The following is a 6761-nucleotide window of genomic DNA, read 5'->3' on the forward strand; positions in this document are numbered from 1 at the left end:
CATATGGGAAAAGTATTTAGAAGCAGTGCATTAGTTTTATTAATAGCATCCATCTTTATTATCTCAGGTTGTACATGTAAAAATTCATGGATGAAGGGGGCGCTTATTGGCACATATGCATTGGGGGCAGCAGGGGCTATTTCGGATCATGGTGAAAGAGGTGATGATGACCATAAGGGGCTGCTTACAGGTATGGCAGCAGGAGCAGTTATAGGCGGTTTAATTGGTGCACTGACTGAAAACTGCGATGAGGCGCCTGTAAAGGTAGCAGAGGTGGTTGATGTTGACAGTGACGGAGATGGTGTTGTTGACAGGCTTGATCAGTGCCCTGACACACCAAAAGGGGTACCTGTCGATTACAAGGGTTGCCCGAAAGATTCTGATGGCGATGGCGTAACCGATGACAAGGATAAATGCCCTGGAACACCGGCAGGAGTAAAGGTCGATGCGAGCGGATGCCCGGTTGACTCTGACGGAGATGGTGTAACAGATGATAAGGATAAATGCCCAGGAACACCGGCGGGTGTAAAGGTTGATGCAGACGGCTGCCCAATAGTTTTAGATGATGACAAGGATGGTGTGCCTGATGACAAGGATGAATGCCCGAAGACACCCGAGGGCGCAACAGTTAATAAGGCAGGATGCTGGGTATTGAACAGTGTTCTTTTTGAAATTAACCAGGCGACTATAAAGCCGGCGTTTCATTATGAACTGGACAAGATTGTTACTATACTCAATAAAAATCCAGCCCTTGGTATTGAAATTGAAGGGCACACATGCAGCCTTGGATCAGATGCGCACAACATGAAGCTCTCTGAAAGAAGGGCAAAGGCAGTTATGGATTATCTTAGTAACAAAGGCATAGATAAATCCAGACTCTCTTCAAAGGGATATGGCGAAACAAAGCCTACTGAATCAAATGACACGGACGAAGGCAGACAGGCCAACAGAAGGGTACAGCTATCACCTGTCTGGTAATAAGCTGTAACTACTGCTAATCGTAAAAAACAGCGGGGTTGGACATAAATTGTTCAACCCCCTTTTTGTGATGCACTCTATAATTGATGATCTTTCTCAACAGTCCTGATTGCTGAATTCAGACGCTCATTTTCAAGCTTTAATTCACTCACCAGTTCACATATCTTTGTAATCATTTCATTGAAACTCTCTGCCTCTTTCCTGAGCAGATCACCCTTTCGCAGATGAATCCCGCTTAAAAAGTCACCATCTGAAATACGTTTAAAGGTGTTGCAGAAATTCACAAGCGGCCCGCACACCCTGTGAGTCATCCTTAGCTGGGCTATAATGGAGAAAAAAAAGGTCAATACAAGCAGTAAATAAAGAAATATAAGTTTGAGCGAAAGGGTTATTGTAAACTCCCCAAAGACAAAATTCCATATACCCTCAGAGCCATATTCTCTTTCCAGAAGGTGGGAGTAGATGATTGACATGGTAATAAATATAACAAGAATCATAAACAGGAGATTAACTGCTATTACCCTGTGCTGGACACCTTGATTTACAAGCAGGTTTTTTATCCTGCGTTTGTTCTGCTCTCTGGACATGGGATCACCTCGCATATAATTATTATATACCTTTAACAGCATGGGGTTGGTTCTGCTTTTTATCCCTGCTGTGGGTAAACCATCTCACCAGTAATACTAAGGTCATACCCGTCAAGTTCTTCAGCCATACCTTTAAACGCGTCACATCTTAACAGTCCAAGAAACATCTGTATACCCTTGTCAAAAAACCTCTCTTTGTGCATTATAAGGTCAAATCTTTCCATGCGCAGGGGGATAAAGTCAAGATCAAGCAGCGATGCAGCGGCCTTAATAGCCAGTCCGGCATCTGCCCGGCCTGATAATATCTCGATGCTCACATCAATATGCCGTTCAACCTCCAGGTCATATCCGGGTATGCTAGCAGTATCAATATCCGCCTTTTTCAATTCTCCTTCCAGCAGCAGGCGGGTTCCTGTACCCTTTGGCCTGTTGACAATCCTGAGCCCCTTTTCCTTTATATCCATGATCCCGGTTATACCCTTCGGATTTCCCTTCTTTACAATAATGCCCTGTTCCCTCCTGCAGAAATTTACAATGGCAGGGAGCTGCCCCAGTTCATTATGTGCAAAATCAAAATTGTACTCCTTTTCATTTTCCTCAAGCAGATGACTTGATGCAATATGGCAGAGGCTGCCTTTTAATGACCTTAAACCTCCCAGACTGCCCATGTTCCCGAATACAGCCGCATGTCCGGGAAACTGCCTGTTATATAGAGAAATGGTCTTTTCGAGTAAAAGATCATTGCTTCCGCAGATAATAAGTATACCATCATACGGCGGCAGAGGATTAATTGCCTTTGGATAATTGATCGTGCTGGCCTCAAGCCACTGTTCAACAAGGTGCTTAGGAAATAACCACTTGCCGGTTACCTTGGTGGCAGGAAGCCCCTTCTCTGTAATAAGAGAATAGACCATCTTCTCATTTATATCCAGAAATTCGGCCACCTGCCTTGTATTAAGCATGATTTTACTTACCATTAGGCTGCCTCCTTAAATAAATTCTATACTCTCTTTAGGGCATTCAAGAAAAACAGTCTCCCCGACCATGAGCCCTGACATGGATTCGTTATTTTTATCTATTATAAGGCTCAGGGGAACACCGGTATCAACAAGCACCCTGACCATCTCCCCTTCGCTGGTCAACTGCATGAGCCTCCCCTTGATAATCTGCCCGTCAGCACTATTGACCCTCATCTGTCTAATAATTTTGATCTTAAGGGGGTTAATGGATACCCTGCAATGCCCCTCCTCCCTGGCAAAATCTATCGGGATATTGAGACTGTCATGGATAATAACATATTTGCCCTTTTCATTGCTTTTAATTATTCCGCTGTATATATTCTCATGGATTGAGTCAGAAACCCGCCCGTTATTTATATATATGATCTCATCCGCAAGCCTTGCTACCTGAAGCATGTCATGTGATGTGAATATGATCGATATACCCTTTTCCCTGTTAATCCTTCTTATAATGGTTTCTATACCAACACGATTTTCTATATCAACACCTGCTGTAGGTTCATCAAGCAGTATTACAGAAGGCGAACAGGCTAGTGCCCTTGCTATTGCAACCCTCTGGGTTTCACCGCCGGAGAGTTTATGTGCAGGAGCTTCTGCAAACCCGCTCATGCCTACCATTGCAAGCAACTCATCAGCCACCGCTTTTCTTCTGTCTCTTGCAACACCCCTTATCTTGAGGGGGAACTCCACGTTTCTTTTAACAGAAATGGAAAGCATTACTGGTTGCTGCTGTAAGAGGACTACCTCCCTGCGAAGAGGATGCAGTGACTTTTTATTATTCACCTTTATATCATTATAAAATAGTTCCCCTTTATCAGGCATTAACAGAAATGCCAGCGCCTCAAGCAGTGTAGTTTTACCAGCGCCATTAGGGCCTATAAGCCCGTATATCAGCCCCTTTTCAATCGAAAGCCTGTCAATGTCAAGCACCTTTCTCCCATCATAACTCTTAACAAGGTTTCCGAGCCTGTAAAGCATATTCTATCCCCTTCCCTTCCCCTGGAAATAATTCAGGATAACATTTACAGAAAAGCTTATTAAGAGAAGCACCATCCCTAGTGCGACACTCAGCACAAATTCCCCCTTGTCATACTCGAGTGCCATTGCTGTTGTCATGGTGCGGGTAAAGCCCTTTGCATTGCCACCTAACATCATGCTTATGCCCACCTCGGCAATCACCCTGCCAAAGGCAATAATAACAGCGGCCAGAAGGGCAAATCTGGCCTCACGCATAACAACTAGAGCGGTCTGGAACATATTCGCCCCAAGGGTAAATGCTGTTTTCCTGTAGCGCTCCTCAATCCTGCTTACAGCAGAGATCGTGTAGGTTGTAAGGATAGGAAATATAAGAATCACCTGACCTATTATTATGGCCTTCTGGGAGTAGAGCAGATCAAGGGAACCAAGAAGCCCCTTTCTTGAGATGAATGTATATACCAGAAGGGCTATCACCACAGTAGGAAGCGCAAGCAGGGTGTTAAGGCATGTGATTACGAACCGTTTAAGATAAAAATCCCTCATGGCAATGTGCAACCCCACAGGGATCCCTATTAGACCTGCTATAATAGTGGAAAAAAAACTGACGTTCAACGATACAGCAATAATCTCCAGCAGTTCCCTGTCCAGAGAAACTATGAGCAGAATGGCTGATTTGAAACTGTCTGTAAAAAAAGTCATAGGCCCATATCAGAACTGCACGGTCATAGATGTCCTTACAACCCGCCTCTCTTCATCTCCTTCCTCTTTATCTGTGGTAAAATATGAATATATTTTTCATCTATCTTGCATCCGGGAAAAATGCCTGCTTCCCCTCTATTTTGTATTCTGCAATAATCTTCTGTCCCTTTTCAGATACAAGCCACTTTGCAAATTTTTCTGCCAGTTCAAATTTTACATGTGAATATTTTTCAGGGCTTACAGGTATTATGCCGTATGGATTAAAAAGAGCAGGATCACCCTCAACCATGATCTCAAGATCAAACCCCTCTGCCCTCCCATACTTGTATTTCAGATAGGTGCCCCTGTCTGTTATAGAGTATGCCTGTTTTTCTTCTGCATATGTGAGTGTCTTTCCCATGCCCTGGCCAATGGAATAGTACCATTCACCAATGCCATCAGGATATTGAAAGGTGATGGTCTTCCTGTTTCCCTCTGATATGACATCCCTTGTTTCATTCTTCAAGGTTACCCCTGATATTTTCCAGATCTCCTGTTCCTTTACATGAGTACCGCTATCATCGCCCCTTGAAATAAAAGGGGCCTTTTTGTCTGCAATTTTTTTTAGGGCAATAGATGCCTCTTTTACTCCTTTTATTCCTGCCGGATCACTTGCAGGGCCTATAATGACAAAATCATTGTGCATTACTGGAAGACGGTATGCCCCATAACCCTCAGCAACAAACCTCTCTTCACGATCCTTTGCATGAACAAAAATGATATCTACATTTCCGTCCATCCCATCCTTTATTGCAGCCCCTGTCCCCTTGGCAATTACCTTGACCTCTATCCCTGTGTCAGCAGTAAACGCCGGTAGCAGCACATCAAGGAGCCCTGAATTTTCAGTGCTTGTTGTTGTGGACATGGTAATCATCTTGTCTGCGCCTGATGTAAGGGTCGACAGGGCAAAAACAGATATAAAGATCAACAGATTTATAAAATATCTCTTCATCTTATTTTTCCTTTCATAATAAAAATATTACTTCGCAGCAGAGCCAGCCTGCTTTGCATCCATATACAAAGGGACACCATACTCAGGTATACCGAACTCACGAATGATCCTCTGACCTTCATCAGATATTACAAACCCGATAAAACCTGTTAGCAGCCTGGATATATCTCCTTTTCTCTTCTCTTCAGGCACACTCATTATGTGATAGACATTAACTAAAACCAGGTCTCCCCTTAAAAGTATCTCAAGGTTTTTCACACCCTGTTTTATTGCATAGTAGGTGCTGGAATCGGTCATAAAATACCCCTTTTCATCATCGGCCCTCTTAAGGGTTGGCTCCATAAAGGTATTTGTAGCCACATACCATGGATCGGAAGGTTTTATACCGGCCATCTCCCATATCATCATCTCCTTTTTGTGGGTGCCGGAATTGTCATTCCTGGTAAAGAAAAGTGCGCCTGCTTCAGCAATCTTTTTGTAAGCCTCTGTTACAGAGCTTAAACCCCTTATTCCCGCAGGATCAGAGGCAGGGCCAAGAATAAAAAATTCATTACCGCCAATCAATTGCCTGTTAACTGCCCAGCCCGCATTAACCGCCTTTTTCTCAGCATCAGGTGCATGCACCATTATTATATCGGCTTGACCTGCTTTTAACGCTTCAAGGGATTCCCCACTCCCCATGTTGATCCACCTGATCCTGCAATTGTTTTTAGCGCAGAAGGGCCCTGCCAGAGATTTAACAAGGCCGAGGGAACCTGGGGTTCCGGTTGCGAGAGTTATTGTAATTTTTCCATTTCCATATGTTTCTCCTGACTTCTCAGCTCCTCTCACATGTAATATGCCTGTTAAACCTATAAAAGTTAGTGACAGGAATAGACATAGTAACCCTCTACTGAATTTCATGATTGCCTCCGGACATTATTTTCAATAAAGATTATTACCATAAATTACTACCCTTTTCATCTGATAATCCAATAGGCTCTTGATTATTTTTCAAATAAAGTTTAATTACAGTTAATTATGTCAGTCCTGATATATGTATTTTACATTAAGGAGGACAACTTGGAATTTAAAAATAAAACAGCTGTTGTGACAGGTTCATCAGGTGGCATTGGCCGCAGCATTGCTATTCTGCTCGCAAAAGAGGGAGTGGATATAGTACTTGCCTCACGGAATGTGAAGAACATGGAAGAGGTAAAGGGTAAAATTGAGGAGATCGGGCAAAAGGCCCTTGTTATTGCCTGCGACATGGCAAAGGATGAAGATGTTGTCGCCATGAAAGAGAGGGCAATTAATGAGTTCGGGAATATCGATATCCTTATTAATAATGCTGCTGTTGGAGTACGTGGAACACTGGATAATGTATCCATTGAAGACTGGAGGTAGCTGGTCGTGATAAATTGAGCCAAAAATGGTCGTTAAGAATTGAGCCACTCTGGTAGAGGCAAGGGATTATTAGTATATTAAAAGATTTAATCCCAGATACAGAGGAGAACGGCTTGAAAAAAA

General features: G+C 43.2%; 8 protein-coding genes. 2 read left to right on the forward strand and 6 right to left on the reverse strand.

From position 1 onward, the window contains the following. The first annotated feature begins 3 nt into the window (after window positions 1-3). Complete coding sequence (locus GX654_09130) at window positions 4-978, forward strand: OmpA family protein (protein NLD37020.1); 975 nt, start codon at window positions 4-6, stop codon at window positions 976-978. A 77-nt stretch (window positions 979-1055) separates the two neighbouring features. On the opposite strand, the gene GX654_09135 is transcribed toward GX654_09130, so the two are convergent. From GX654_09135 to GX654_09160, 6 genes are all read right to left on the reverse strand, one after another. Further along, the gene (locus GX654_09135; GenBank protein NLD37021.1) at window positions 1056-1565 is read right to left on the reverse strand and encodes a hypothetical protein; all 510 of its coding nucleotides are present in this window, start codon (window positions 1563-1565) and stop codon (window positions 1056-1058) included. 59 nt (window positions 1566-1624) lie between these two features. Beyond that, entirely contained in the window at window positions 1625-2542 is a 918-nt protein-coding gene (locus tag GX654_09140) for a helix-turn-helix transcriptional regulator (GenBank protein NLD37022.1), read from the reverse strand. A gap of 12 nt (window positions 2543-2554) precedes the next feature. Continuing rightward, on the reverse strand, window positions 2555-3562 hold the full coding sequence (locus GX654_09145; GenBank protein ID NLD37023.1) for an ABC transporter ATP-binding protein: 1008 nt from the start codon (window positions 3560-3562) through the stop codon (window positions 2555-2557). A 3-nt stretch (window positions 3563-3565) separates the two neighbouring features. Then, window positions 3566-4261, reverse strand: a complete 696-nt coding sequence (locus tag GX654_09150; protein NLD37024.1) for an ABC transporter permease — start codon at window positions 4259-4261, stop codon at window positions 3566-3568. 100 nt (window positions 4262-4361) lie between these two features. Next, on the reverse strand, window positions 4362-5252 hold the full coding sequence (locus GX654_09155; protein ID NLD37025.1) for a solute-binding protein: 891 nt from the start codon (window positions 5250-5252) through the stop codon (window positions 4362-4364). Window positions 5253-5279: 27 nt separating this feature from the next. Further along, a complete protein-coding gene (locus GX654_09160) occupies window positions 5280-6155 on the reverse strand; it encodes an ABC transporter substrate-binding protein (GenBank protein NLD37026.1) in 876 nt (291 codons plus the stop codon). 159 nt (window positions 6156-6314) lie between these two features. On the opposite strand from GX654_09160, the gene GX654_09165 reads away from it, so the two are divergent. Continuing rightward, a complete protein-coding gene (locus tag GX654_09165; GenBank protein ID NLD37027.1) occupies window positions 6315-6638 on the forward strand; it encodes an SDR family oxidoreductase in 324 nt (107 codons plus the stop codon). Window positions 6639-6761: the final 123 nt, after the last annotated feature.

Source organism: Desulfatiglans sp., assembly GCA_012513605.1.
Classification (GTDB): Bacteria; Desulfobacterota; DSM-4660; order Desulfatiglandales; family HGW-15; genus JAAZBV01.

Coding starts and splice junctions, on each gene's coding strand:
- GX654_09150 (NLD37024.1), bottom strand. CDS start 4,261: ATGACTTTTTTTACAGACAGTTTCAAATCAGCCATTCTGCTCATAGTT.
- GX654_09155 (NLD37025.1), bottom strand. CDS start 5,252: ATGAAGAGATATTTTATAAATCTGTTGATCTTTATATCTGTTTTTGCC.
- GX654_09130 (NLD37020.1), top strand. CDS start 4: ATGGGAAAAGTATTTAGAAGCAGTGCATTAGTTTTATTAATAGCATCC.
- GX654_09160 (NLD37026.1), bottom strand. CDS start 6,155: ATGAAATTCAGTAGAGGGTTACTATGTCTATTCCTGTCACTAACTTTT.
- GX654_09135 (NLD37021.1), bottom strand. CDS start 1,565: ATGTCCAGAGAGCAGAACAAACGCAGGATAAAAAACCTGCTTGTAAAT.
- GX654_09145 (NLD37023.1), bottom strand. CDS start 3,562: ATGCTTTACAGGCTCGGAAACCTTGTTAAGAGTTATGATGGGAGAAAG.
- GX654_09140 (NLD37022.1), bottom strand. CDS start 2,542: ATGGTAAGTAAAATCATGCTTAATACAAGGCAGGTGGCCGAATTTCTG.